Source organism: Streptomyces sp. NPDC056361 (assembly GCF_042262805.1).
Taxonomy (GTDB): Bacteria; Actinomycetota; Actinomycetes; order Streptomycetales; family Streptomycetaceae; genus Streptomyces.
In genome coordinates, this window is sequence record NZ_JBHJQI010000089.1 from 1 (window position 1) to 24,508 (window position 24,508).

Here is a 24,508-nt window from a genome sequence, read left to right on the forward strand (position 1 = left end):
CGTGCGATCCGCACGGGGCCACCGGCCTTTCGGTGACCGTCACGCCTGCGGCGGGCCTCGGTGGAGCGGCCCGCCCGCTCCTGAAGCACCGACCGCGCGGGATGCGCCGAGGTCACATGGGTACAGTCGGGAATCGGAGCGGTTCGGAGGCGTTCGGGCGCCTTCGGACGGTGTTCGGATGGTTCGGGCCGTTCGGACGTGGTGCGGTCGAGGCGGGCGGGGACAGAGGAGGTAGGCGGACGATGGCGGTGGACGAGCTCGACACCAGGATCCTGCGGTTGCTCATCGAGCAGCCGCGGACGAGCGTGCGCGAGTACGCGCGGATCCTGGGGGTGGCGCGGGGCACCGTGCAGGCCAGGATCGACCGTCTGGAGCGGGACGGGGTGATCACGGCGACCGGGCCGGTCCTGTCCCCGGCCGCGCTCGGGCACCCGGTGCTGGCGTTCGTGCACGTCGAGGTGGAGCAGGGGCACCTGGACGAGGTCGGCGACGCGCTCGCCGGCGTGCCGGAGATCGTCGAGGCCTTCTCCATCACCGGCGGCGGCGATCTGCTGACCCGGGTGGTGGCGCGGGACGCGGGGCACCTGGAGGACGTCATCCAGCGGCTCATCCAGCTGCCGGGAGTGGTCAGGACCCGCACCGAGATCGCCCTGCGCGAGCGGGTGGCGCACCGGTTGCTGCCGCTGGTCGAGGCGGTCGGACGGGGGTCGGGGACGGCCCGCCCGTGAACCCCGTTTAATTCGGGGGCGGTCGGGTGTGACGTGTGGCAGGGTACGAGCGCCCTTCCCCCGTTCGATCCGGAGCGCCTGATGTCCGTACCCGCCCGACTCGCCCCCCTGCTCGCCCAGTTCGACTTCGCGCGGCAGCGGTTGACCGACCGGATGGCGGGCCCGGTGATGGACAGCGGGAACGGCACGGAGGTGCAGGTCGGTCCGATGACCGACGAGGAGTACCTCTGGGAGCCGGGGCCGGGTTGCTGGTCGGTCCGCCGGCACTCCGACGGGCCGGGGCCGGGCGCGACCCTCCTCGTGGGTGCGGGCGACTTCGGCCGGGACACGACGCCGCCGCCGCACCCCGAGCCGGCGCCGTTCACGACGATCGCCTGGCGGCTCAGCCACCTCGCCGAGATGCTCGCGCTGCGCGCCGACCACACGAACGGCGGCCACCGCCTGACCCGCGACGACTACGAGGTCAGCGGGGACGTCGCCACCGCCGTCAAGGCCTTCGACACCGCCGCCGACGCCTGGCGGGCCGCGCTGCTGTCCGCCGACGACACGGCCCTCGACACGGTGGGGCACTGCACCTACCCGCACGGCAGCGACCCGGAGGAGCTCTTCCTCGACGTCGTCTGGTGGGTGAACCAGGAGGTCCTGCACCACGGCGCGGAGATCGCCCTGCTCAGGGACCTGCACCGGCTGGGGCGAGGGGGAGCCTGACCCGCGGCCGGTCCGGCGCGGCCGTGCCCGTGGTCAGCGGGTCGTACGGGCGATCAGCATCGCCACGTCGTCCTGGGCGGGTCCCGCGAGGAGCCGCCCGAGGACCTCGTCGCACAGCGTGTCCAGCGGGCGGGTGACGGGCCGCAGCGCCTGGGCCAGTTGACTCATTCCCTGGTCGAGGTCGCGGTCGCGGGCCTCGATCAGGCCGTCCGTGTAGAGGACGAGCAGCCCGCCCTCGGGCAGGGTGACCTCCTGCGTGCCGAAGTCGTGGGCGCCGGTGCCGAGCGGGGTCCCCGGCGGGCCGTCGAGGAACGTGACGGTGCCGTCGGGGGTGGCCACCGCCGGCGGCGGGTGGCCCGCGCGGGCGATGGTCCAGCCGCCGTCGGCCGGGTCGTGGACCGCGTAGACGCAGGTCGCCATCTCGTCCTCGCCCAGGTCGGCGACGACGGCGTCGAGCGAGCTGAGCATCCGGGCCGGCGCGATGTCGTGGCGGGCCAGGGTCCGCACCGCGGTGCGGAGTTGGCCCATGACGGCTGCCGCGTGGATGCCGTGTCCCATGACGTCGCCGATGACCAGGCCGGTCCGGCCGCCGGGCAGGGCGATGACGTCGAACCAGTCGCCTCCGACGTCGTGGGCGCTCGCGGGCAGGTAGCGGCCGGTGAGTTCGAGCCCGGTGACGTCCGGGAGCTCGTTGTTGGTGAGGCTGCGCTGGAGGGTGATCGCCGCCTCCCGCTGGGTGGTGTAGAGGCGGGCGTTGTCGATGTTGAGGGCGGCGCGGGCGACGACCTCGTCGATGAGGACGCAGTCCTGGGCGTCGAACGGCTCCCGGGTCCGCAGCCGGGTCACGGTCACCGTGCCGAGCACCTGCCCGCGGGCCACCAGGGGCACCAGGCGCGTCGAGCCGATGCGGGTGGCCAGGTAGGTGCGGAGCGCCTCGGTGCGGGGGTCCGTGAAGAGCTCCGGGATGTCGGACGCGTAGAGGTTCGTCGGCCGTCCCCGGAGGACGACCCGCTCGTACACCGAGTCGAGCGGGATCTGGAAGGTCTGCCCCGGGGCGAGGAGGGACGTCGGCGCGGTCGGGTCGGGGAAGCGGGCCGCGAGCCGCCTGAGGACCCCCCGGGTGGAGGCGGCGGGGTCGTCGGGTTCGAGGACCGTCTCCAGCATCTGCACGTCGGCGGAGTCGGCGAGCTGGGGCACGAGGAAGCGGACCGTCTCCTCTGCCGTCTGCTTCAGGTCGAGCGTCGTGCCGATGCGGGCGCCGGCCTCGGCGAGGAGGGCGAAGCGGTGCCGGGCCCGCTCGACCTCGATGTGCGCCTCCTGGCTCTCGGTGATGTCGACGAGGGAGGCGATGAGCCCCAGGGACCTGCTGTCGGCCCGGTCGAGGAGCGGCGCGTACGAGCAGGACCAGATGTGGTCCCGGTCGGGGTCCGCGGGGGTGCGGCCGACCCGGCGGGCGTCGACGACGGCGGTCCCGCTGTCGAGGACCTGGCGCATCAGCGACTCGAGCGAGACGGCGTTGGTGCCCGGCACGACCTCGGTGAGGCGGCGGCCCACGTGCTCCGCCGCCGGCATCCCGTTCATCCGGGCGAGGGCGTCGTTCACCCGGAGGAAGCGCAGGTCGGGGCCGAGGAGCGCGAGCCCGATCGGCGACTGGGTGAAGAGGCTCTCCATCGCCGCCAGGTTCTCCCGCATCCGCAGGACCTCGGAGGTCTCCACCGCGATCAGCATCGCTCCGGGCCGCCCCTCGGGGTCGGCGGCGGGCACGATCCACATCTCCATGGCGATCGTGTGGCCGTCCCGGTGGCGCACCGGCAGGGTGCCGACCATGGTCTCGCCCGCCTGGACGCGGTCCGTGAGCCGGGCGGCGAGCTCACGGTTGGCGTCGGGGACGAGGAGCGGGGCGGCCAGCCGTCCGAGGACGTGCTCGGGACGGTGGCCGAGGAGGTCCTGGGCGGCGAGCGACCACTCGACGATCCGGCCCTCGGCGTCCTCCCGCCAGAGGGCGATCGGCAGCAGCTCGCGGAGCACGCCCGCGTCCCCGACAGCCGCCCGGGGCGGCTGCGGAACCCTGCTCGACGACTGGTGAGTCTCCAACGCATCGACCTACGCATCGGCCTGGCCCCAGGGGGCGCAATCCCTGTCGATTCACCCTAGCCGCTTCCCCGACGGCGGGCCCTGCGCAGTGCGGCCGATCGATGGACCGCGCGGGTTGCGTAGTTCTACGGATGCGCGGAGCGGAGCGGGCCTGGGAGAGTCGGTCCGACCTCTGCGCACGCCCCGTTTCCGAGGGTGTACGCGGGCCCGTGCACGCCCCCCGTACCCGGACCGCAGCCGTACCCGTACTGCGCCCTCCCCCGGCCTTCTCCCCGGCTCCCCCGCCCTTCTCCCCGGAGCGCCCCGCATGCCCAGCCGCTCGCCCGACGAGGTCCGTCTCGGTGTGCCGCCGTACGGCCGGGGGTCCGGCGCGGGCGGCGGTCCGGAGGACCCTCGCGGCCTGCTGCACCGGGCCCGGCGGCTGACCGCCGAGGGGCACCCCGCGGCGGGCGGGGCGTGGGAGCGGGCGGCGGCGGCCTTGCGGCGCGCGGGCGGGACGATCACGCCGGGCGATCACGCGGACGCCCTGGACTCGACCGCGCTCGACTGCCGGGGCAGGGCGCGGCCCGCGGCCGGGCCGCTCTTCTCCTGGGCGGCCGAGCTGCACGAGCGGGCCGGGCGGCCCGGCAAGGCGCTGGTCTCCCGGGCGCGGTCGGTGCTGGCGGGCGAGGCCGTGGGGGACGCGGCCCGCGTCGAGCTCACGGGGTTGTGCGAGCGGGCCGCCGGCCTGTGCCGGAGCGGGCGGGCCACCGTCGCCCAGGCGACGACCGTGTTCCTGCTGCGCGCCCGGGCGCGCGCCGATCTCCTCGGCACCGCGCCCGACCCGGCGGCCGGGGCGGCGGGGCTGCGCGAGGAACTCGGGCGGCTGATCGCCTTCGCCGCACCGCACCGGGCGGACCCCGCCGTACCGGGCCCGCTCTCCGACGTCCGCGGACTGCTGGGGCGGATCACCGCACCCGACGACCCGGCCGCCGCGATCGTCCACCTGAGGGCCTCCGTGGCGGGGCACCGCGCCGGGGGGCGGCCGTGGGGAGCCGTGGAGTCCGAGTTGCTCCTGGCCGGGGTGCTGCGCTCCACGGGTGCCCGCGAGGAGGCGGCCGCGCTGCTCCGGTCCGCCCTTCCGTCCGACGGCTCCGGCACTTCGCTCCGCGGCGGCGACCGGGCCCGTCTCTGCCTCGCGCTCGCCCGGACGGTCGAGGGCCCGCGCGGGGCGGGGGGCGCACCGGGCGGGCGGGGCGGACCGCCCGCGGAGGTGCCGCTCCTCACCGAGGCGGTCCGGCTGACCGGCGGGGCGGCGGTGGATCCCTGCCTGGGCGCGCTCGCCCGGTTGCGGCTCGGCTGCGTGTACGCCGGGGCCGGCCGTCTCCATGAGGCGGCGGCCCTGCTCGAAGAGGCCCTGTCGGGGTTCGCGGAGGACGGCGACGAGGCGGCGCTCGTACGGGCGGGGGCGTGGCTGGCCCACTGCGCGCTGGGGCTGGGCGAAGCCGGGCGGGCCGCGCGGGGGTACGCGGTCGCGGCGGCGCGGGCCGGACGGTGGGAGGATCCTCGGCACGCCGAGGCCCTGAGCCGTCGCGCGGCGCACGCGCGTGCCGTCGCCGGGACGGCTGAGCGGGCCGCCCCCGCCGAGGACGCGGACGGCTCCGGTGGGTACGGTCCGTGGTCGGAACTGTGCGGGCTACCGGAGCCGTACGGGCCTCCGGGGAGCTATCAGGTGAACGTGTACGGCGATGTGGGCGGGTCCGGGCCGGACACCGGAGTCGCCGCGAGGACCCGAGTGCAGAGGTGCGTGTGAACAGAGTGATCGACGGCCGCTTCGAGCTGGTGGAGCGGCTCGGCGGCGGCGGCATGGGAACGGTCTGGCGCGCCCGCGACCTGGCCCTCCACCGTGACGTGGCGGTGAAGGAGGTCCGTCCCCCCGACCCCGCGCTGGCCGAGCACGACACCGAGGGCGCCCGGACGCTGCGGGCCCGTGTGCTGCGCGAGGCGCGCGCCCTGGCCCGGATCGACCACCCCAACGTGGTGACGATCCACCACATCGTGGACGCGGGTGAGGGAACGTACCCGTGGATCGTGATGGAGCTCGTCACCGGCGGTTCGCTCCAGGACCGGCTGGACCGGGGCCCGATGCCCCCCGCCGAGGCCGCCGGGCTGGGCCGCGAGCTGCTGTCGGCCCTGCGCGCCGCCCACGAGCGGGACATCGAGCACCGCGACGTGAAGCCCGCCAACGTCCTGCTGCGGCCGGACGGCCGCCCGGTGCTCACCGACTTCGGCATCGCGGCGATCCGCGAGTCCACCGTCCTGACCGCGTCGGGCTCGATCATCGGATCGCCGGACTACATGGCACCCGAGCGGATCCGGGGCGGTACGAGCGGGCCGGCGGCCGACCTGTGGTCCCTGGCCATGCTCCTGTACGTCGCCGTCGAGGGCCGCCACCCGCTGCGTCGCGAGAACACCCTCGCGACGCTCGCGGCCGTCCTCTCCGACGACGTGCCGCCTCCGCTGCGGGCGGGCCCGCTGACCGGCGTGCTCGATCGCGTGCTGGTGCGCGACCCCTCGGCGCGCCCCGGCGCGGAGGAGCTCGACCGCGCCCTGGCCGCCGTCGCGTCGGCGGATCCGGCGGCGCGTCAGGACGCGGCCGGGGTGCGGGACGCGCGGCCGCCCGCGGCCGCGGCGCCGTACCCGGGACCGGCGGCCACGGGCACGGGCACGGCGGACGCGACCTCGTTCCACCTGGCGCCCCCGTCGCCGCCGGTGCCCACCACGGCCCCCGCACCCGCGGGGACCACCGGCGGGCGGCGCGGCGGGCGGCGGTTCCTGGGCATCGCGGCCGTGGTGGTCCTCGCGGTCGGCATCCCCGTCGGCGCGACGGCCTGGGACTGGCGGCCGGACGGGAAGGGAGACGGGCACACCGCCGCTCCTCCCGCGCAGCAGGGCCCGTCGGGCCGGCCGACGACGGCCTCCGCCACCCCGGCGAACACCCCGGCGAAGACGCCGACGACCCAGGCGCCGCGCGATCTGCTGACCCCCGACGGGGTGAGAGCGGCCGTCGCCGCGGTGCAGGCGGCCACGGGCGGAGCCAAGGTGACCGGCTTCGTCGTGTACCCGGAGTACGCGGTGGCCGAGGCGGTCGTCAAGGGCAGTACGAAGCGCTACGACCGGTACGTCTACCGGGGCGAGGACGTGGCCGTCCGGGAGGGACCCGGTGGCACCGCGTTCCCCGGCACCGTGCCGACCGACCTGGACGCCTTCGACTGGGACGCCCTGCCGGCGCTCATGAAGCGCGCCGACAAGGACCTGGGGGTCGACAAGCCGACGAGCCGCTATCTCGTCGTCAACCCGGCCTCGACGCTCCTCGGCAGCGGTCCCGGACTGAGCGTCTACCTGTCCGACACGTACGGCTCCGGCTATCTCAAGGCCGACGCGAAGGGCCGGGTGATCACCACCTACCCGCGCGAGAACTGACCGCCGCCCGTCCCGGCCCGCACCACCAGCGAGGCGAGTCCCGCCCTGGTCTCCACCCCCGTCTTGCGGTAGACCCGGGCGACATGGCTCTCGACCGTGCGCGGGCTGAGGCAGAGCCGGTCGGCGACGGCCTGGTTGGTGAGCCCCTCGGCGACGAGGGCCGAGATCTCCCGCTCGCGCGGGGTGAGGACGGCGAGCCGTCCCCCGGCCGCACCCTCCGGGCCGGCCGGCCGGGTGCGGTCGGCCAGGTCCACCAGCATCCGGGCCCCGCCCTCGACGGCGAGTCTGCGGCCTCTTCGCCACACCGCGGCGGCCTGCGGTCCGTCGCCCGCGGCGTGCAGCTCGGGGGCCGCGAGCAGCAGGCTGTGGGCCTCGCGCACGGTGGCGCCCGAGCGGGCGCTCTCCCGCGCCGCGTCGATGAACGCCCGGGCCGCCGCTGCCGGTTCGCCCCGCCGGGCGAGGACCCGGCCCAGGGCGCGCTGGGCCGCACCCCGCTGGACGGGCAGGCCGAGCCGGTCCGCCTCGGTCAGCGCGAGCCGCGCTCCGCGCTCGGCCTCGGCGGGGTCGCCGGCGGCGAGGGCCGCGCCGGCGAGGAGTTCGAGGTATCCGGGGCGGAGCGAGGGCTGGAGCCGGGAGAGGTCCCGGTCGCCGCCCGCCCGCACCAGCACCTCCCGCACCCGGTGGGGGTCCTGGGCGAGCGGGACGCTGTAGCCGAGCAGGCAGCGGGCCTGGGTGGCCCACCATCCGTCCGCCGTCCCCACCGTGGCGGCGGCCTCCTCCGCGGCGGCCAGCGCCTCGGGGTCGCCGAGGGGGCGGGCGTGGAGGAGGACGGTGGCTCTGATCGCCCGGCTGAACCCGAGGAGTTCGGCGCCGCCGAGGGCGCGGGCCACGGCGACGGACTCGTCGGCCAGACCGAGCGCGGCACCGATGCGGCCGGTCAGGAAGTGGACGTACGCCGAGCAGAGGAGGAGCTGGGAGAGCGCGAAGGGGCGGCCGGCGCGGCGGGCCATGTCGACGCCCCTGGTCGCGTGGCGTTCGGCCGCCCCGTACTGCTCCAGGAAGACCTCCGACCAGCAGAGGCGCACGAGCGACTCGGCGTGGCCGGCCAGGGCCCCGTCGGTGAAGGCGTCGGTGAGCGCGGCGGCCTCCGCGGTGTGGACGCGGGCGGCTGCGGTCTCCCCCTCGTACGCCTCGCCGAGTGCGGCCAGGGTGAGGACCTCGGCCGTGCCGGGCTCGTCGCCGCGCCCCCTGGCCTCGTCGAGGGTGCCCGCGACGAGGGGGCGGACCTCCGGGTAGCGGGCGGCGAAGAGGGCGCGGCAGCCCCACTCGACGACGAGCCAGGTCCGCAGGTCGGACCGTGGTCCGGGGGTTCGTTCCAGTTCGCGGCGGAGGAGGGCGTCGGCCTCGGGGTAGCGGCCGAGGTGCCGTTCCATGAAGGCGCAGAGGAGTACGGCCGAGGTCCGCAGTTCCGCCGCGGCGGCGGGGTCGTCGTCCTCGCCGTGGCGCGCGTCGGCGCCTCCGCCGTCGCGGCCCCGGTCGGCCGGCCCGTCGGGGCGGCAGGCGTCGATGAGCCGGTGGAGGAGGTCCCGGCTCTCGGCGACGCGCCCGGCCGATCCCAGGGCGCGGGCCCGTCGGAGCATCAGGTCCCTTCGGGAGGCCCGGTGTTCGGGGGCGTCGGGGAGCAGGTCGAGGAGGGCGGCGAGCCAGTCGGCGGCGCGCGCGGGATCGGCGGCGCCGATCAGGTCGGCGGCCTCGACGAGTTCGGCGGCGGTGGCCGGGTCCCACGCCGTCGTGGCCCGCACGAGGTGCGGGGCGCGCTCGGTCAGGGGCGCTCCGGCTTCGGCGAGGGCGGTCGCGGCCCGCCGGTGCAGTTCGCGGCGCCGCCACGGGTCGAGCGCGCCGCGCACGAGTTCGGGCAGGGCGGGGTGGCGCAGCCCGAGGCGGTGCCCGTGCTCGTCGGGGCGGACGAGGTCGCGGCGGGCGAGTGCTCTCAGGGCCCCGTCGACGTCCTCCCGTTCCATGCGGTGGGGGGCGGGCGGGGCGACGGTCGCGACCAGCTCGGCGGTCGCCCGGTCCCCGAGTACGGCGACGGCCTCGACGACGGCCCGTTCCGCGGTGCCGAGCGGGGTGAGTTCGTCGAGGAGCACCGCCACCGGTCCGGTCCGGGCCGCCTCGCCCCGGCGGGTGCGCGCGGCGGCGAGCGCCCGGTAGTAGAGCGGGACGCCGAGGCTCGCGCGGTGGACCTCCCGCGCCTCTTCGGGCGGCAGTCCGGGGGCGAGTCCTTCGGCGCACTCCTGCGGCCCCAGCGGCCCGAGGGCCAGCGGGGAGACGGTCCCCGCGTCGACGGCGCGGGCCAGGACGGACGCGAGGTCGGGCGGTGTCTGGCGCTCCCTGCGGACCAGCACGAGCAGGACGGGTGCCCGGCTCGGATGCCGCAGGAGGTGGTCGACGAGCTCCACGGACGCCGGGTCCGCGCCGTGCAGGTCGTCGAGGACGACCACGAGCCCGGGGTCCGCGACCCGCCCGAGGGCGGCGGCGATCCGGCGCACGCGGCGCGTCCGGCCGGCCGTGGGCTCGTCGGTCGCCGCGGCTCCGTCCCGGGCCGGGGTCAGGGGCGGCTCCGCGGGGTCCGCGAAGTCCACGAGGTCCGCGAGCGCGGCGAGGGCCGGTGCCGCGGCGCGGTCCCGGTGATCGAGGTCCGCGAAGGCGTCGGCGAAGACGTGGAAGGGCGTACCGGGGTCCGTGCCGGGCCCGGAGCGGCCGTGCAGGACGATCGTGCCGCGGCGGCGGGCGCGCAGCGCGAACTCGGCGAGCAGGCGGGTCTTGCCGATGCCCGGGTCGCCGGTGACGTCGACGGCCACCGGCCCCTCTCCCCCGGCCCGCCGGCTCAGCAGCGCGTCGAGCCGGTCGAGCTCTCGGGCCCGCCCGGCGAGGGGTGCGCGGCCCGCGCACCCCCGGTCCCCGAATGTCTCCACGTACCAGTCCCCCTCGTACGGCCGTACGTCCTGCGGTGTACCGTCCCGATTTTCCCCGGTTCCCAGTTGTACGGCACACCACCGACAACGAGGCCGTCAGCCGGCGGCGAGGGGCCGGCGCGGGCCCGGCCGGAGGCGCGGTCCGCGCCGGGGGCGGACGGGCGGTCCGCGCCGGCGGGCGGGCAGGCGGTCCGCGCCGGCGGGCGGGCGGTTCCGGCGCGGCCGTCAGGGGTGCATGCGGGCGCCCTTGAGGACCTTGTCGACGGCGTTGCGCGGCCCGTGGACGGCGATCCCGGCGAGGTCGAGGTGGTCGGTTCCCACGGCGCGGACGGCCGCCCGGTTGTCGCGGTCGTTGCCGGTGGCGAAGAGGTCGGTCGTGAAGACCGCCCGGGGCAGCGCGCGGGAGAGGGCGCGGGCGTGGGCGGCGGTCAGCGTCTCCTTCGTTCCCTCGAAGACCAGGACGGGCTGGCGGAACATGGGCAGGTAGGGGACGTCGTCGGCGTCGGCGTACGGTTCGCCGATCACCTCGGGGAGTTGCGAGCCGAGGCCGCTGACCAGGAACGCGGTGACGTTGAGCCGCTGCCAGGTCTCCAGGTCCTCGCGCAGCAGTACGGCGATCTTGGTGTCGAATCGGACGGGCGCGGTGTCGGTGGTCGTCATGCTCCGAGAGTGCCGACCGGGCCCCCGCGCCGTCTTGTACATTCTTTGCATGCCCGCCAGGCAAGAGGTCTCGGCGTGGCGGCCGCACGTGCCGGGGGTCGTGGAGGTCTTCCACGCGCACTTCACCGAGCACGCGTACCCGATGCACGTCCACGACGTGTGGACGCTGCTGATCGTCGACGACGGCGCCGTCCGCTACGACCTGAACCGGCGCGAGCGCGGCACTCCTGACGACACCGTGTCGCTGCTCCCGCCGCAGGTCCCGCACAACGGCTCCCCCGCCACCTCGCGGGGCTTCCGCAAGCGGGTCCTCTACCTGGACCTGAGCCAGCTGGACGAGAGCTTCATCGGACCGGCGGTGGACGGACCCGACCTGATCGACCCGCTGCTGCGCCGGCGCGTCGATCAGCTGCACACCGCGCTCGCGGACCCCGGCGGCGCGCTGGAGGCGCAGAGCAGACTCGCCCTGATCGGCGAACGGCTGCGCGACCACCTGCGGCCCCGGCTCGTGACCCGTGCCCGGCCCGCCGATCCCGGCGTGGCCCACGACTTGCGGGACCTGCTCGACGAACGTCTGCCGCAGGGGCTGTCCCTGGACGAGGCGGCGGGGCTGCTGCACGCCCATCCCGCGCACCTGGTGCGGGCGTTCAGCGGCGCCTTCGGCATCGCGCCCCACCAGTACCTGACGGCCCGTCGGCTCGACCGCGCCCGGCGACTGCTGCTCGACGGGCAGGCGCCGGGCGAGGTCGCCGCCGCGACCGGCTTCTACGACCAGTCGCATCTGACGCGCGCGTTCAAGCGGCTGGTGGGCACCACTCCCGGACGTTTCGCCCGGGAGAACGCCGCCGGGTTACGCGGGTCGGTGACGATCGGGCCGGCGCCCGAGGGGGTGTGCGACCGTTCGCCGGCCGCGGGTGGAGGTGGAGCGAGCACCGGACCGGGTGTTCCACGGACCGTCACGGCGGGTGCTGACGCGGACGGGCCCGAATCCGGGCGCTGATCGGGGAATCACGGGAGCCCCGCGGCGGGTTGACCGGACGTACCCCGAGGAAGCCGGCCCGGGACGAGGTCCATCGGAACGGCCGGCCGGAGCAGAAGGAAGCACCATGAAGATCGGCATCATCGGCGCCGGCAACATCGGCGGCAACCTGACCCGTCGCCTCACCGCCCTGGGACACGAGGTGTCCGTGGCCAACTCCCGCGGCCCCGAGAGCCTCGGCGCGCTCGCCGAGGAGACGGGAGCCACGCCGGTCGCCGCCTCCGAGGCCGCGCGGGGCGCCGAGGTCGTCGTCGTGACCGTCCCGCTGAAGAACGTGCCCGACCTGCCGTCCGGGCTGTTCGACGGCGCCGCCGACGGGTTCGTCGTCATCGACACGGGCAACTACTACCCCCGGGAGCGCGACGGCCGCATCGCCGCCATCGAGGACGAGGGCCTGACGGAGAGCCGCTGGACCGAGCGCCAGATCGGCCACGCGGTGGTCAAGGCGTTCAACGGCACCTACGCGCAGGACATCCTGGAGCGGCCGCGCCCGGCCGGCGACCCGGAGCGGCTGGCCCTGCCGGTGGCCGGCGACGACGCGGCGGCGAAGGAGCGGGTACGCCGGCTCATCGACGAGCTCGGCTTCGACACCGTGGACGCGGGTGGCATCGACGACTCCTGGCGCCAGCAGCCGGACACCCCGGTGTACGGGCTCCGCGAGGGCGTGGACGCGGTGACGAAGGCCCTCGCCGAGGCTTCGCCCGAGCGTCCCGAGGGCTTCCGCGGCTGACGACCGGCCCCAGGTCCTGTCCCGTTACTGGAATCCGCGTCCAATTACGGGGAGTCACCGCTGCATTAGGGTGTCCGGCATGTCCCCCAAGCAGCAGCGTGGCGAGGCCACGGTCGAGCGCCTGCTGACGACCGCCCTGCGGGTGTACGCGGAGTCCGGTCGGCAGGGCTTCACGGTGAACGCGGTCTCGGCGGCCAGCGGCGTCAGCCTCGGCAGTCTGTACCACCACTTCGGCAGCTTCGACGGCCTCGCCGCCGCCCTGTACGTCCGGTGCACGGAGCAGTTGTGCGGCGAGGTCGTCACCGCCCTGACCCGCGCGAGGACCGGCCGCACCGGGGTGCGCGCGGTGATCACGGCGTACCTCCGCTTCACCGAGGAGCACCCGGACGCGGCCCTGTTCCTCCACGCCTCGGCGTACTCGGGCTGCCTGACCGCCCATGGCGACCGCATCCGCGAGGCCAAGGAGCCGCTGCTCGCCGCGATCGGGGCGTGGGTGCGGCCGCGCGTCGAGGCGGGCGAGATCGCGCCGATCCCCGGGCCGGTGATCGAGGCCCTGGTCATCGGCCCGGCGGCGGAGACCGCCCGCCGCTGGCTCGCCCGCACCCACGACGTCGACCTCGCCGAGGCCGCGCGCATCCTGCCGGACCGCGTCTGGCACTCGCTCAGCGCGGAGTGACCGCCGGGGGCGCGGTGAACGCGACCGCGGCGGCGGGCACGGTGACCTCTGCGTCGCTGCCGAGGGCGTAGGCGGCGACACGGGAGACCGCGGCCGCCGGGACGAGCTCGCTGACTCCCGGCACGGCGGGGCAGTCCTGGGTGGCGTGCGCGTCGTGCGGCACGACGACCCGGTAGCCGCGCTCCAGGGCCGTACGGGCCGTCGCCTGGACGCACATCTCCGACATGACGCCGCACACGGCGACCGCCCTGACCCCCGCGTCGCCGAGCACGCCGCCGAGCGGGGTCCCGTGGAAGCCGTCGTCGCGGGGCTTGCGGATCACCGTCTCCCGCGGGCCGGTCTCGACGGGGTGGTGCAGCTCCCAGCCCGGCGTGTGGGGTTCGTCCTCCGATCCGGGCGGACCGTCGTTCTGGAGGTGGACGACGAGCGCGCCCGCCCCGCGGGCCCGGGCGATCAGGTCGGCCGTACGGTCGACGAGCCGGGCGGCCGCGGGCACGGCCCCGTCCCCGGTGACGAACGCCGACTGCACGTCCACGACGATCAGGGCGTCCACGGGCTCCACGGGCTCTACGGTCTCCACGGGCTGAGTCATCCCGCCATCATCACTCCCACGGTCCCTTCGCCGCCACGGAGTTCCGGCGCCGGGACCGGCCGAAATGCCCCGGCGCGCGCTCCGCGCCACGGGTTAGCCTGGCGCCGACGAGGGACGACGGCGGGTGGGGATGACAGGCATGGGAACGACGGACACGTCCGAGTGGTGGGAACTGCTGCCGGCCGGGATACGCGCGCAGGTCGACGGTTACGTCCTCCAGGACGCCCGCATGCAGGCGGTCCGTGCCGTCCTGGAGGTCTGTCGCGCCCGTGGTCTGGGGCTCCACGACGCCGAACTCGTCGTTCACCGGCGCTATCTGCACCACGGCGACCGGGTCGCCCGCACCCCCGACAGTCCGCTCGACCGGGAGTCCCTGGCGGCCCTCGCCGCCGGCTGCCCCGGGCGGGTCGTCGCGATCGAGGCGGTGTGGGACGGCGACACCGTGCACGGCTGGTTCGTGGACCTCCTCGCGATCACCGACGGGCCCGCCGGCGAGCGCGCGCTGGCCACCATCCACCACGGAACCGCCGTCCGGCACCTCGGTGACGACCGCGCGCGGGTGGCGCGCCATCCGTCGGCCGTCGTCGCGGAGCAGGTGGGCCGGGCTCTCGCCGCCGACCTTGCCGTGCCCTTCCACTTCGCGAGCCCGGACACACCGGACGACGGGGCTCCGCGCTGGCGCCCCTGAGGTGCTCGTGGACCCCGACGCCCGGTTGGTGCCGGTGGCGCGCCGGCGCCCCTGAGGTGTCCGTGACGCCGGTGGCTCCCGTCAGGTGCCCGCAGCGTTCCGGCGGTCGGCCCGGGACAGGAGCCACCGGCCCGAGAGCCCGGTCGCGAACAGGCCGGTGACCAGGGCCGCCAGGGCGATCCCCGGGCCCGACGCCCAGTCGACGGAGCCGGCGTGCACGGCGAGGAGGACGGCCGTGGCGAGGGCGACGGCGGGGACGGCGCGGAGGGCGGGGCGGGTGCGGGCGAGGTCGTCCTCGGCGAGGGAGGCGAGGACGCCGACGCCGAGGGACAGCGCCCAGACCCCGAGGCCCTGCGCGTCGGCGCGGTTCACCGTCCAGGGGAGCAGCGGGCCCCAGAAGCCGGGGAGGGCGAGGAGGCCCGCCCCGATGCCGAGCCAGCCGGAACCGAGGACCGCGAGCGGGGGCTTGGACCAGCCGGGCAGCGGCGCGGACGGTCTGCGCGGTGTGCCGCCGGTGTCGTGTCCCGCGTCCGGTTCCCCGGCCGGGCGCGCGGGCCGGACCGGCCTGCGGTACTGCGCGGCGAGGCAGCCCACGGCGGCGAGGGCGAGGGCGCCGAGGGTGGCGACCCAGCCGAGGCTGAACAGCGCGAGGAAGATCGGGCCGCCGTGGAAGGCCTGGAGGCTGCCGGCGTTCAGGAGGCTCACGGCGAAGAGCCCGACGAGGACGGTCGCGAGCGGCAGCGCGAGGCTCCGCACCTCCTCCCAGACGCGGGCCCGGCCGATGGTGAACAGCGCGGGCGCCACGCCCAGCATGGCCGCGCCGACGAGTCCGGGGCTCAGTGCCTCCGGCGACACCCAGGCCCCGGCGCGGTAGCCGAGGAGGCTCGTCGCGGCGAGCAGCCCGCCGACGGCGAGGCTGATGCCGCCGACGACGCCGCTCAGGACCACGACGGCGGGTGAGAGTTCCCGGCCTTCCACCGTGTCGCTCATGCCTGCCGTCCTTCCGTGGCGGTGGCGGGGGTCGCCGTGACGCCCTCGGCGGGGCGGGTCGGCAGGTCGGCGAACGCCTGGCGGCGCTTGAGGAGTTCGCGGGCGTGCAGGACGCGCAGGCTCACCACCGTGACGGCGGCGTAGGCGAGCATGCCGCCGCCGATGCCGACGCCCGCGATCATGGCCGTGGGCCGGTCGAGGCCCATGGAGCGTTCCAGTACGGGGACGGTCACCGCGGAGAAGGCGGGGGCCAGGCAGAGGGCGGCGAGGTGGAGCCGCCACTCCTCGCGCGCCCAGTGCCCGCCGGCCCGGACCGCCCGTGCGGCGACGACGGCGTACGTCACGGCGTACGGGACGAGGTAGGCGACGAGCAGGCGCCGGCCCGCGGTCCCGCCGTCGAGGAAGGCTGCCGTGATCCAGACGAGGCCGGCGGCGCCCGCGAGGTGGGCGGCCGCCTGGACGGGCGCGGGACACCAGGTGCCGGTCAGGCCGGGGACGGTGTCGCGGCGGTCGAGGGCGCGGGAGGCGAGGAGCGCGCCGAAGGCCACGAGCGAGCCGAGGTGCATGATCGCGACGCGGTTGACGTCGAGGATGCCGAGGCCGGGGTAGAGGGAGGGGAGGAAGCCCCATTCGAGCCGCAGCAGCGGGGCGGTCATGAGGAAGCCGTAGCAGAGCAGCAGCCAGCGCTGGTGCAGGTCGGGGAAGCCCCGGACGGCGGCGAGGACGCCGAAGGTCACGCTGCCGACGGTGCCCACGAGGATCGTGGCGAGGACGATCCAGAACGCGGCCCCGCTGAAGGCCCGTTCCGGCGGGGTGCGGACGAGGTAGAGGGCGGCGCCGGCCATCGACGCGTACACGGTGACCGCGAACACGGTGCCGGTGATCCGGTGCAGCCGGATGCGGCGGCGCACGGCCGACAGCAGTTGCACCGGGCCGAGCAGCATCAGGAGGCCGCCTAGGACGGAGTGCACGATCAGCGGGAGCAGGCTGCGCCCGTACGGTCCCATTCGGTCGCGCACGGCCTCGGCGACGAACTCCGGGGAGACGGACCGGCCGAGGATCCACTCGCCGGGGGCCGGGGCCCCGGGGCTCGCGTAGGGCCAGAGTTCGGTCATGGCGATCGGTGCGTACGCCAGGCAGACCACCGTCACCGCGACGGTGGCGGCCCGGCCCCACCTCGTGCTCGTCGGACGCCCCACGGCGCTCCCCCTCCTCCGCACCCGCATAGTCCTTTCTGGACTATGGAGGAAGGTAGGGCGGGGCCGGGGAGAGGTCAACCGGTCGGTAACGAACTCAGGGCTCGCGACGCTCGACCCACTGCCAGAAATCGACCATCATCCGCTCATAACGGATGCCGAACTCCAGCGCCTCGCGCTGCCCCCGGGTCAGCAACTCACCCACCTCACCGGCCAGTTCCTCGTACCCGTCGAGGGTCCTGCGGTGCTCCTCCAGCTGGACCGGGGCGTGGACCCGCGGGCTCGCCCCGAACCACAGCTTGAGGATGCCCCGTTCACGGGCCTCGACCGGGACGAAGGAGGGGTCGGCGAGCCAGCCGCGCAGGGCCTCCGCGCCCTCCTCGGTGAGCCGCATCAGGCGCCGGTTCCGGCCGCCCGCCTGCCGGACCTCCGACAGGAGCCCCGCCTCCACGAGCCGGTCGCACTGGGCGTAGACCTGCGCGTGCGGCATCGACCAGAACGGCGCCACGGTCCGCGCCGCCTCGACCTTCACGTCGTACGGACTGGCCTCGCCCAGCTTGTCGATGATGCCGAGCACGAGGAAGGAGGGCGTGGTCAACCGGACTTCAGACATGCCGCCGACCGTACCGCGCTCCCCGGCCGAAGTCCCTGGTGAGGCGGCCATCCGCCACCCCCGCCGGTCGGGAAACCGCCACGCGCGCGGTGCCCTCCCGACGGGTCGGGAGGGCCGCCCGTCACTCCGCCCTGAGGGCCCGCGCCGTGCTCGTACGGGCCGCCCAGCCGGCCGGGAGCAGGGCGCCGGTCGTCGCGATCAGGACCCCGGCCGCCGCGAGGAGCAGCAGCAGCGGCGCGCCGTACACGTCGATGTCGGCGGGCGGGATGGTGGTGCCCACCGCGCGGCCCATCGCCGGCATGACCCAGTGGTGGAGCCCGACGCCCAGCGGGACGCCGACCGCGCCGGCGACCAGGCCGATGCCGCCGACGGAGGTGAGGACCTGGGCGACGGTCTGACGCGGGCTCATCCCGAGCGCCTTGCAGACGCCCAGGTCACGGACCCGGTCGCGGGTGTCGAGGACGACGGTGTTGAGCACGCCCAGGCAGGCGACGACGACCAGCATCACGGTGAGCATCGCGATCAGGGCCTGCATCGCCCGGATGACGCTCGACTTGCCCGCCTCCGTCACGGCGGCCTCCGCACCGAGCGGCGCCACGGCGTCGTCCAGCCGTTCCGCGTACGCGGCCGGGTCCGTGCCGGGGGTGACGGTGACGGCGAAGTCGCCCGGCAGGTAGCGGGGGTGCAGCGCGGCGACCGCGGCCGTGGTGGTGCGCAGGGTCATGCCGGCGTCGCCCAGGTCGAAGACCTCGCCGACGATCCGGACCCGGACCGTGCGGCCCTGCTCGGACAGGGCGACCGTCTCCCCCACCCGGACGCCCGTGGCGCGCAGGAAGCGGGTCGCCGCGACGGCCTCCCCCGAGGCCCCGAACCAGCGGCCCGAGACCATCGTGTGGCGGCTGCCCGCGGTGTCCCCCTCGTACGCGACGAGCGGCGCGCCGCCCTTCAGTCCGGCCACGCCGACCTGCGTACGGGCGGTTCGGTACACGGACCCGGTGCCCGGCAGCGCGGCCGTCGCCGCCGCCACGGCCGCCGGGTCCGCGGGCTTCCCGGGGCCCGCGCCGCCCGGCCCGCCGCCGGGCGCGTCGTCGGGCCGGGCCAGGGTGCGCACGGTCACGTCGCCGCCCCGGTCCGGGTCCCCGTCGGTCTTGACGGCGACCAGCGTGCTGCCGAGCCCCACCGCGAACGTGACCGCGAGGGCGCCGAACGCCACCGCCGCGGCCGTGGTCGCCGAACGCCCCGGCCGGGCGAACGGCGCGGCGAGCCCCAGGGTGACCGGGCGGGGCAGCGGCAGCCGGCCGAACAGGCCGCGGATCCGGCGGCCCCGGGCGCCGCCGCCCGCCGGACCGAGGCGGAGGACCGTCGCCGTCGGCATCCGGGCCGCGCGCAGCGCGGGACCGAAGGCGGTGACGGCCACGACCACGAGGGCGCCGGCGGGCACCACGAGGTCGACCCACAGGGGGATCAGCACCGCCGTCGTCCCGTACGTCTCCGCCACCTCGGCCATCAGCGGCACCGCGAGCAGGTTGCCGAGGGCGACGCCGAGGACGGCCCCCACGGAGCCCGGGAGCACGGCCTGGGCCACGTACGCCCGCCCGATCCGGCGCGGGGTGAAGCCGAGCGACTTGAGGATGCCGATCCTGCGGGTGGCCGCGCTCACCGCGCCGCTCACCACGATGCCGATCACCAGGACCGACAGGGCGAGGCCGAGGAGGGCGAAGGCGGAGACGAAGGGGACGAAGGCCGCGGTGTTCTCCTGCGCGGCCTCGCGGACGTCGAGGTACGACTGGGTGCCGGCGACCGCGCCCGCCGGGACGGCGGCGGCGATCGCCTGCCGACCCGCCTCGACCTCGGCCCGGGTGTCGGCGTGAGCGAACCGGTACAGCATCTGGAGCGCGGGGCTCCGGGCTCCCGCGAGGGGACCGAGCTGCGCGGGTACGACCCAGGCGTCGGCGCTCCCGCCGACCGTGTCGGCGACGCCGACCACGGTGAGGGTGACGCCGCCCGCCGTCAGCCGCGTCCCGAGGCGCGTGCCCGGCGGGGCGGAACCCGCCTCCACGACGATCTCCCCCGGCTCCGCGGCCCATCGGCCCTCGGTCACCTCCACCGCGTCCACGGTCGCGCCGGGCGCGGTGCGCCCGACCACCGTCAGGGGCGGCGGTTCGAAGCCGGGCGGGGCCGCTCCGTCCGATCGCAGTCGGACGGACACGACACCGAACGGGCCGGCCGCGGCCGCCACCCCGGACGCCCGTGCCGTGCCGGGAAGTCGGCCCTCGGTGACGGCGGAGCCGTCGAACTGCACGGTCAGATGGGCCCCGTTCTGCCGGGCGAAGGCCCGGTCGAAGGGGGCGGAGGACGCGACGAGGAGGCCGACGGCGAGCACGGCCGCGGCGACCGAGAGCAGCGTCGTCAGGACCATCACGGCGGTCTGCGTCCGGCGCCTCCCGACTCCGGCGCGCACGACCCGGCCCAGGGCGCCGCCGCCGAACCCACGGACCCGGTCGCCACCGCCGAACCCGCGGACCCGGCCGCCGCTCATCGGGCCACCGCCGTGACGTCCCGGGCGATGCGGCCGTCGACGAGTTCGATCGTGCGCGTCGCGCAGGCTCCGGCGAGCGCCAGGTCGTGCGTGACGAGGACGACGGTCTGCCCGGCGGCGTTGAGTTCGCGGAGCAGTGCGCGGACGTCGGCGGCGGACGCGCTGTCCAGGGCGCCCGTCGGCTCGTCGGCGAGGAGCAGCGGCGGCCGGTTCATCAGCGCCCGGGCGACGGCGACGCGCTGGCGCTCGCCGCCGGAGAGGCGGCCCGGGTGGGCCTTCGCGTGCCGGGCGACGCCGAGCTGTTCGAGGAGTTCGGCGGCCCGGCCCGCCGCCCTCGCCCGTGGCATTCCGGCCAACTGCGCCGGGAGGAGCACGTTGTCGGCGACGGTGAGGTCGTCGAGGAGGTGGAAGAACTGGAAGACCATCCCGATCGTGCTCCGCCGGTACCTGGCGGACGCCGCCTCCGTCATCCCGTCGACGCGCCGCCCGTCCACGGTGACCCGGCCGGTGCTCGGCCGGTCGAGCCCGGCGAGGAGGTTGAGCAGGGTCGACTTGCCGCTGCCGGACGGGCCGAGGACGGCCAGCGCCTCGCCGCGACCGACCCTCAGGTTCAGGTCCGAGAGCGCGGCCGGGCCGTCGTCGTAGGTCCTGCCGACCTCGCTCAGTTCGATCAGGGGGTCGGTGTCCGTCATGGGCCCTCCAGGGCTCGGGGGTGGTGCGGCTCGGGATCCGGTGCCGTGCGGATCGCGGTCCGGGTGCGGCTCGGCATCGAGTGCGACGACGGGCTCGACGCTAGGAACAGGAGCCCCGCGCGCGCGTCGGCCGCGATGACCAAACCCCGTACCGCGTCCGACGGAGGCGCGGGCACGTCATCCGCGCGATGTACGCCCTCGGGACGGCCCCCTGGTCCTCGGGGTCGATCCGCGGCCCGCCCCGCGCTTGGCACACTGCTCCGGTGAGCGGGTACGAGGGATTCATCGGCCGGATGCGCGGGGCGCGGGCGTGGTGGGCGCCGCCGCTGTCCCGCTGGGCGTGGGCCGCCGACGGGCTGCTGGCGCTGGCGCTCGCGGTCGCCACGATCGTGGGTGATCTGAACCGCTCGTACGTCGAGCTGCGGCCCGACCTGGCGGGGAGTCCGGTCCGCGTCCCCGGGCAACTGCCCCTGCCGCAGCAGCCGACGGAGGGGCCCCCGCTGCCGCGCCCCGTGCCCGCCGTGGAGCATCTGCTGCCCCCCGTGGAGGCGTGGGAGCTGGCGGCGGCGCTGCTGACAGCGCTGCCGCTGGTGCTGCGCCGCCGCTTCCCGCTCGCCGTCTACTGGCTGGTGACGGGGGCCGCGGTCCTGCTGCACCTGGGGGACGCCGCCGACGACGCGACGACGGTCACGTTCGCGTCGGGGCTCGTCGCGGCGTACAGCGCGGCGATGTACAGCCCGCACCGGAAGGCCGTGCTCGGCTCGCTCGTCGCCGGTGCGCTGCTGTACGCCGAGTTCCCGCTGGTGCCCGACGTGGACGCCGGCCTGGTGCCCGTCCTCGTCCTGCTGCCGGTGGCCCTCGCCTCGCACGGCGTCCATCTGTGGCGGGAGCGGGAGCGGGAACTGCGCGCGGGGCGCGAGGAGGAGGTCCGCAGGGCGCTGGAGGCGGAGCGGGCCCGGATCGCCCGGGAGCTGCACGACGTGGTCACCCACAACGTGAGCGTGATGACCATCCAGGCCGGTGCCGCGCGCACGGTCCTCGCCGCCTCTCCCGACCGGGCCCGGGAGGCGATGCTGGCGGTCGAGGCGTCGGGGCGGACGGCCCTGTCGGAGCTGCGGCACGTGATGGGGCTGCTGACGATGGCGACGGACGGACCGGATCCGGCGACCGACGTGGACCTCGCACCGCAGCCGGGCCTCGACCGCCTGACGGAGCTGACGGACCGGGTGCGCGCCTCGGGGGTGCTGGTGGAGGCGGAGGTGCGGGGTGTTCCGGTGCCGCTGCCGTCCGGTGTGGACCTCGCCGCGTACCGGGTGGTGCAGGAGGCCCTGACGAACGCGGTGAAGCACGCGGCGGGCGCGCGGGTGTCGGTGACCGTGGAGTACGGGGCGGACCGGCTGCGGGTCGAGGTGTCCGACACGGGCGGGCGGCGGTCGGCGGACGCCGAGCCGGGCGGCGGTCACGGCCTGCTCGGACTGCGGGAACGGCTCGCGGTGTACGGCGGTACGCTGCGGGCGGGCAGGCGCCCGCACGGTGGTTACCGGGTCCGTGCGGTGATTCCGTGGGAGGCACCGTGACCGACGCTCCGCGTGTGGTGATCGTCGACGACCAGGCTCTGGTGCGGACCGGGTTCCGGATGATCCTCGCCGCCGACGGGATCGACGTGGTCGCGGAGGCGGCGGACGGCGACGAGGCGGTGGCCGCGGTCCGCCGGACCCGGCCGGACGTGGTCCTGATGGACATCCGGATGCCCGGCACCGACGGTCTCGATGCGACGCGGCGGATCCTCGCGGACGAGGGAACGCCACCGAGGATCCTGGTCCTGACCACCTACGACCTGGACCGGTACGTGTACGCGGCGCTCGCCGCGGGGGCGAGCGGCTTCCTGCTCAAGGACGTCACCCCCGAGCACTTGACCGCCGCCGTCCGCCTGGTCCGTTCCGGGGACGCCCTGCTCGCGCCGGCGATCACGCGCCGCCTCGTGGAGCGCTTCGCCGTGTCCGGCGCCGAGCCGCGGGCGGCGGCCCCGCACCGCGAGCTGGCCACCCTCACCCCGCGTGAGCTGGAGGTGCTGGAGGCCCTGGCGCGCGGCCGCAGCAACGCCGAACTTGCCGCGCGCTTCCGGCTGAGCGAGGCGACGGTGAAGACGCACGTGGCCCGCATCCTGTCGAAGCTCCGGCTCCGCGACCGGGCCCAGGCGGTGATCGCCGCCTACGAGACGGGCCTCGTGACGCCGGGCCCCGACCACCCGGGCTCCACGGAGGGCGCGGGGAACCCGGGGAGCGGCGGGAAGGCGGCGTCCGGCTGAGCCGCGGGCCCCTCCGGCGCGGCCTCCGGGCGGAGCAGGTCGCCGAGCGCGCTCAGGCGGATGAGCCGGAGGATCCAGGGCTGGTCGCAGAGGAGTCGCCAGCGGGTGCCGCGCCGGTGCGTGCGCCCGGCGCAGTGGGCGAGGAGGCCGAGCCCGGTGGCGTCGCAGAAGGTGAGGCGCCGGATGTCGACGGTCAGGGCGTCGGACTCGCGCACGAGGGCGTCGAGTTCGGGCCGCAGGTGCCGGACCAGGACGAGGTCGAGCTCACCGCGGAGCGCGGCGACGGTGACACCGTCGGTCGAGCGGACGACGAGGTACGGGTCGTGACGGGGGATCAGCTGCATCGGACGCTCCACAGGGTGGCTCCATGTGTCACGTCGAGGGTGGACGCGCCCTGGAATGAAGGGACGTTTCGCCTTGACCGCTATCACCTGAATCGGTGAACTCTCCACCCCTTCGGCCCCGCCCTCACGCCCGAATCCCGAACTAGCGCTCGACTTCCGGCACTCCGCCCGCGCCGATCGGGATCCGCCGGAACTCGACGGTCCCGTAGGGGCTCGTGGTCCCGGTCTCGTGGAGGAGTCCGACCGTGCCCGTGTCCAGGCGCACCAGGTCCGAGTAGGCGGCCTTCCGCCGGGAGAGGACGAGTGGCGCGCGGAACGTCCGGCCGCCGTCCGTACTGCTCCACAGGGCGGGGTCCGCGCGGGCGGTCGGCACCGAGGGGGCCGAGAGGAGCAGGGTGCCGTTCGGCCCGCCGACGTACAGGAGGCTGCCCTGCACCACGGGGACGCCGTCCAGGGTGCGCTGGGGTGCGAAGGGGCGCGCGAGGGTGGCGCCGCCGTCGGCCGACACGGCGTCCGCCCGGTTGCCCGGGCTGGTGCCGAGCTGGTCGCGCGAGTTGAAGTAGACGGTTCCGTCGGGGAGTTCGGCGGCGGTGGACTCGTTCGTGTTGACGAGGCCGTCGTAGGTGTCGTCGACGAAGCCGAGGCGCCAGGTCCGTCCGCCGTCGTCGCTGAGGAGGGCGTGCGCCCCGTAGTGGCGGGGCTCGCGGCCGGTGTCCCCGGAGCCCGGGGCCGGCGGCGCGGAGTGGTTCGCGGGGACGACGAGGCGGCCGGCGTGCGGGCCGCGGGTCAGGGCGAGGGCGTGGCCGGGGCCGGTGGCGTACCAGCGCCACTCGGGTCGCTTCGCGGACGCGGTGATCTCGCGCGGCGCGGAGAAGGTCCGGCCGTCGTCGGAGCTGCGCTGCACGAAGACCCGCCGGCCGCGTGCGGCGGGGACCTCTCCGCTCAGGATCCGCCCTTCCGTCGCCTCCCCGCCGTTGTACGAGCTGACGAGGACCACGTCGCCGGAGCGCGGGTCGACGACCGGCGCGGGGTTGCCGCGGGTGTCGCCGGCGCCGTCCGCGGCGACCGACTGCGGTCCCCAGGTGCACCCGCCGTCCTCCGACCGCCGCACCACGATGTCGATGGCGCCGCTGTCCCCGGCGCCGCCGGCCCGGCCCTCCGCGAAGGCGAGCACGGTGCCGGCCCGGGTCCGCACGACGGCCGGGATGCGGTAGCCCGCGTAGCCGCCCGCGCCGGAGGCGTACGGGACGGACGACGTACAGCCGGCGCCGGGCCCCGCACGGCCCGGCGCCGGTTCCCCCCGTCCGGATGGTCCGGTGCGGGCCGCGGCGAGCAGCCCCCCGGCTGTCACGGCGAGCACCGCGACCACGCCCACCGCCGCACGCCTCACGGGTCCTCCTGCCGCTGCGCCGCTTGTTCCGCCGCTGTTCCGGCGCGTCGCGGCTCACCGGCCGAAGGTCGCCGCCGGAGGAGG

Annotated in this window: 21 protein-coding genes; 10 read left to right on the plus strand and 11 right to left on the minus strand. The window is 76.1% G+C overall.

The features are described from left to right. The first annotated feature begins 242 nt into the window (after nucleotides 1-242). Both ACFCY7_RS25890 and ACFCY7_RS25895 read left to right on the plus strand, forming a co-directional pair. Nucleotides 243-728, plus strand: a complete 486-nt coding sequence (locus tag ACFCY7_RS25890; RefSeq protein WP_376488446.1) for an Lrp/AsnC family transcriptional regulator — start codon at nucleotides 243-245, stop codon at nucleotides 726-728. Nucleotides 729-809: 81 nt separating this feature from the next. After that, nucleotides 810-1,436, plus strand: a complete 627-nt coding sequence (locus tag ACFCY7_RS25895; protein WP_376488447.1) for a DinB family protein — start codon at nucleotides 810-812, stop codon at nucleotides 1,434-1,436. A gap of 33 nt (nucleotides 1,437-1,469) precedes the next feature. Here the strand turns inward: ACFCY7_RS25895 and ACFCY7_RS25900 are convergent, their stop codons facing one another. Then, nucleotides 1,470-3,464, minus strand: coding sequence for a SpoIIE family protein phosphatase (locus ACFCY7_RS25900; protein ID WP_376488448.1), 1,995 nt, complete (start codon nucleotides 3,462-3,464; stop codon nucleotides 1,470-1,472). Nucleotides 3,465-3,837: 373 nt separating this feature from the next. Here ACFCY7_RS25900 and ACFCY7_RS25905 point away from each other — a divergent pair, with 373 nt between their 5' ends. Both ACFCY7_RS25905 and ACFCY7_RS25910 read left to right on the plus strand, forming a co-directional pair. Next, on the plus strand, nucleotides 3,838-5,322 hold the full coding sequence (locus ACFCY7_RS25905) for a hypothetical protein (RefSeq protein WP_376488449.1): 1,485 nt from the start codon (nucleotides 3,838-3,840) through the stop codon (nucleotides 5,320-5,322). Continuing rightward, nucleotides 5,319-6,992 (plus strand): serine/threonine-protein kinase, encoded by a 1,674-nt coding sequence (locus ACFCY7_RS25910; RefSeq protein ID WP_376488450.1) that lies wholly within the window; start codon nucleotides 5,319-5,321, stop codon nucleotides 6,990-6,992. The genes ACFCY7_RS25905 and ACFCY7_RS25910 overlap by 4 nt, the downstream gene beginning before the upstream one ends. Here ACFCY7_RS25910 and ACFCY7_RS25915 read toward each other — a convergent pair. Both ACFCY7_RS25915 and ACFCY7_RS25920 read right to left on the minus strand, forming a co-directional pair. Beyond that, nucleotides 6,974-9,967: an AAA family ATPase gene (locus ACFCY7_RS25915; protein ID WP_376488451.1), complete on the minus strand. Its 2,994-nt coding sequence runs from the start codon at nucleotides 9,965-9,967 to the stop codon at nucleotides 6,974-6,976. The two genes, ACFCY7_RS25910 and ACFCY7_RS25915, sit on opposite strands and share 19 nt — an antisense overlap. Nucleotides 9,968-10,192: 225 nt before the next feature. Further along, nucleotides 10,193-10,678, minus strand: a complete 486-nt coding sequence (locus ACFCY7_RS25920; protein ID WP_376488452.1) for a DUF2000 family protein — start codon at nucleotides 10,676-10,678, stop codon at nucleotides 10,193-10,195. On the opposite strand from ACFCY7_RS25920, the gene ACFCY7_RS25925 reads away from it, so the two are divergent. The 3 genes from ACFCY7_RS25925 to ACFCY7_RS25935 all read left to right on the plus strand — a co-directional run bounded on the left by ACFCY7_RS25925 (nucleotide 10,677) and on the right by ACFCY7_RS25935 (nucleotide 13,072). Further along, the gene (locus tag ACFCY7_RS25925) at nucleotides 10,677-11,627 is read left to right on the plus strand and encodes an AraC family transcriptional regulator (RefSeq protein ID WP_376488453.1); all 951 of its coding nucleotides are present in this window, start codon (nucleotides 10,677-10,679) and stop codon (nucleotides 11,625-11,627) included. The genes ACFCY7_RS25920 and ACFCY7_RS25925 overlap by 2 nt on opposite strands. Continuing rightward, nucleotides 11,593-12,396: an NADPH-dependent F420 reductase gene (locus ACFCY7_RS25930; protein ID WP_376488454.1), complete on the plus strand. Its 804-nt coding sequence runs from the start codon at nucleotides 11,593-11,595 to the stop codon at nucleotides 12,394-12,396. The genes ACFCY7_RS25925 and ACFCY7_RS25930 overlap by 35 nt, the downstream gene beginning before the upstream one ends. 79 nt (nucleotides 12,397-12,475) lie before the next feature. After that, nucleotides 12,476-13,072: a TetR/AcrR family transcriptional regulator gene (locus ACFCY7_RS25935; RefSeq protein WP_376488455.1), complete on the plus strand. Its 597-nt coding sequence runs from the start codon at nucleotides 12,476-12,478 to the stop codon at nucleotides 13,070-13,072. Here ACFCY7_RS25935 and ACFCY7_RS25940 read toward each other — a convergent pair. Further along, nucleotides 13,059-13,664: an isochorismatase family protein gene (locus ACFCY7_RS25940; RefSeq protein WP_376488456.1), complete on the minus strand. Its 606-nt coding sequence runs from the start codon at nucleotides 13,662-13,664 to the stop codon at nucleotides 13,059-13,061. The genes ACFCY7_RS25935 and ACFCY7_RS25940 overlap by 14 nt on opposite strands. 139 nt (nucleotides 13,665-13,803) lie before the next feature. Here ACFCY7_RS25940 and ACFCY7_RS25945 point away from each other — a divergent pair, with 139 nt between their 5' ends. Next, nucleotides 13,804-14,352, plus strand: a complete 549-nt coding sequence (locus ACFCY7_RS25945) for a hypothetical protein (protein WP_376488457.1) — start codon at nucleotides 13,804-13,806, stop codon at nucleotides 14,350-14,352. A gap of 81 nt (nucleotides 14,353-14,433) precedes the next feature. Here the strand turns inward: ACFCY7_RS25945 and ACFCY7_RS25950 are convergent, their stop codons facing one another. The 5 genes from ACFCY7_RS25950 to ACFCY7_RS25970 form a co-directional block, all read right to left on the minus strand. Further along, nucleotides 14,434-15,342 carry a hypothetical protein gene (locus tag ACFCY7_RS25950; protein WP_376488458.1) on the minus strand — a complete coding sequence of 303 codons (909 nt, stop codon included), beginning with the start codon at nucleotides 15,340-15,342 and terminating at the stop codon, nucleotides 14,434-14,436. Next, nucleotides 15,339-16,541: a DUF2306 domain-containing protein gene (locus ACFCY7_RS25955; RefSeq protein ID WP_376488459.1), complete on the minus strand. Its 1,203-nt coding sequence runs from the start codon at nucleotides 16,539-16,541 to the stop codon at nucleotides 15,339-15,341. Before ACFCY7_RS25955 ends, ACFCY7_RS25950 begins: the two co-directional genes overlap by 4 nt. A gap of 94 nt (nucleotides 16,542-16,635) precedes the next feature. Continuing rightward, the gene (locus tag ACFCY7_RS25960) at nucleotides 16,636-17,151 is read right to left on the minus strand and encodes a PadR family transcriptional regulator (protein ID WP_376488460.1); all 516 of its coding nucleotides are present in this window, start codon (nucleotides 17,149-17,151) and stop codon (nucleotides 16,636-16,638) included. 121 nt (nucleotides 17,152-17,272) lie between these two features. Beyond that, complete coding sequence (locus ACFCY7_RS25965; RefSeq protein WP_376488461.1) at nucleotides 17,273-19,690, minus strand: ABC transporter permease; 2,418 nt, start codon at nucleotides 19,688-19,690, stop codon at nucleotides 17,273-17,275. After that, nucleotides 19,687-20,382 carry an ABC transporter ATP-binding protein gene (locus ACFCY7_RS25970; RefSeq protein WP_376488462.1) on the minus strand — a complete coding sequence of 232 codons (696 nt, stop codon included), beginning with the start codon at nucleotides 20,380-20,382 and terminating at the stop codon, nucleotides 19,687-19,689. The genes ACFCY7_RS25965 and ACFCY7_RS25970 overlap by 4 nt, the downstream gene beginning before the upstream one ends. Before the next feature lie 263 nt (nucleotides 20,383-20,645). Here ACFCY7_RS25970 and ACFCY7_RS25975 point away from each other — a divergent pair, with 263 nt between their 5' ends. Beyond that, nucleotides 20,646-21,959 carry a sensor histidine kinase gene (locus ACFCY7_RS25975; RefSeq protein WP_376488463.1) on the plus strand — a complete coding sequence of 438 codons (1,314 nt, stop codon included), beginning with the start codon at nucleotides 20,646-20,648 and terminating at the stop codon, nucleotides 21,957-21,959. Next, nucleotides 21,956-22,690, plus strand: coding sequence for a response regulator (locus ACFCY7_RS25980; protein ID WP_376488464.1), 735 nt, complete (start codon nucleotides 21,956-21,958; stop codon nucleotides 22,688-22,690). Before ACFCY7_RS25975 ends, ACFCY7_RS25980 begins: the two co-directional genes overlap by 4 nt. Here ACFCY7_RS25980 and ACFCY7_RS25985 read toward each other — a convergent pair. Next, nucleotides 22,594-23,034, minus strand: coding sequence for an STAS domain-containing protein (locus ACFCY7_RS25985; protein ID WP_376488465.1), 441 nt, complete (start codon nucleotides 23,032-23,034; stop codon nucleotides 22,594-22,596). The genes ACFCY7_RS25980 and ACFCY7_RS25985 overlap by 97 nt on opposite strands. Before the next feature lie 142 nt (nucleotides 23,035-23,176). Further along, entirely contained in the window at nucleotides 23,177-24,424 is a 1,248-nt protein-coding gene (locus ACFCY7_RS25990) for an exo-alpha-sialidase (protein ID WP_376488466.1), read from the minus strand. Nucleotides 24,425-24,508 lie beyond the last annotated feature (84 nt).

Bases quoted from the DNA above. Each gene is read 5' to 3' on its own strand.
- ACFCY7_RS25890 (WP_376488446.1), top strand. From the start codon at position 243: ATGGCGGTGGACGAGCTCGACACCAGGATCCTGCGGTTGCTCATCGAG.
- ACFCY7_RS25895 (WP_376488447.1), top strand. From the start codon at position 810: ATGTCCGTACCCGCCCGACTCGCCCCCCTGCTCGCCCAGTTCGACTTC.
- ACFCY7_RS25905 (WP_376488449.1), top strand. From the start codon at position 3,838: ATGCCCAGCCGCTCGCCCGACGAGGTCCGTCTCGGTGTGCCGCCGTAC.
- ACFCY7_RS25925 (WP_376488453.1), top strand. From the start codon at position 10,677: ATGCCCGCCAGGCAAGAGGTCTCGGCGTGGCGGCCGCACGTGCCGGGG.
- ACFCY7_RS25920 (WP_376488452.1), bottom strand. From the start codon at position 10,678: ATGCAAAGAATGTACAAGACGGCGCGGGGGCCCGGTCGGCACTCTCGG.
- ACFCY7_RS25935 (WP_376488455.1), top strand. From the start codon at position 12,476: ATGTCCCCCAAGCAGCAGCGTGGCGAGGCCACGGTCGAGCGCCTGCTG.
- ACFCY7_RS25940 (WP_376488456.1), bottom strand. From the start codon at position 13,664: ATGACTCAGCCCGTGGAGACCGTAGAGCCCGTGGAGCCCGTGGACGCC.
- ACFCY7_RS25945 (WP_376488457.1), top strand. From the start codon at position 13,804: ATGGGAACGACGGACACGTCCGAGTGGTGGGAACTGCTGCCGGCCGGG.
- ACFCY7_RS25950 (WP_376488458.1), bottom strand. From the start codon at position 15,342: ATGAGCGACACGGTGGAAGGCCGGGAACTCTCACCCGCCGTCGTGGTC.
- ACFCY7_RS25960 (WP_376488460.1), bottom strand. From the start codon at position 17,151: ATGTCTGAAGTCCGGTTGACCACGCCCTCCTTCCTCGTGCTCGGCATC.
- ACFCY7_RS25965 (WP_376488461.1), bottom strand. From the start codon at position 19,690: ATGAGCGGCGGCCGGGTCCGCGGGTTCGGCGGTGGCGACCGGGTCCGT.
- ACFCY7_RS25970 (WP_376488462.1), bottom strand. From the start codon at position 20,382: ATGACGGACACCGACCCCCTGATCGAACTGAGCGAGGTCGGCAGGACC.
- ACFCY7_RS25985 (WP_376488465.1), bottom strand. From the start codon at position 23,034: ATGCAGCTGATCCCCCGTCACGACCCGTACCTCGTCGTCCGCTCGACC.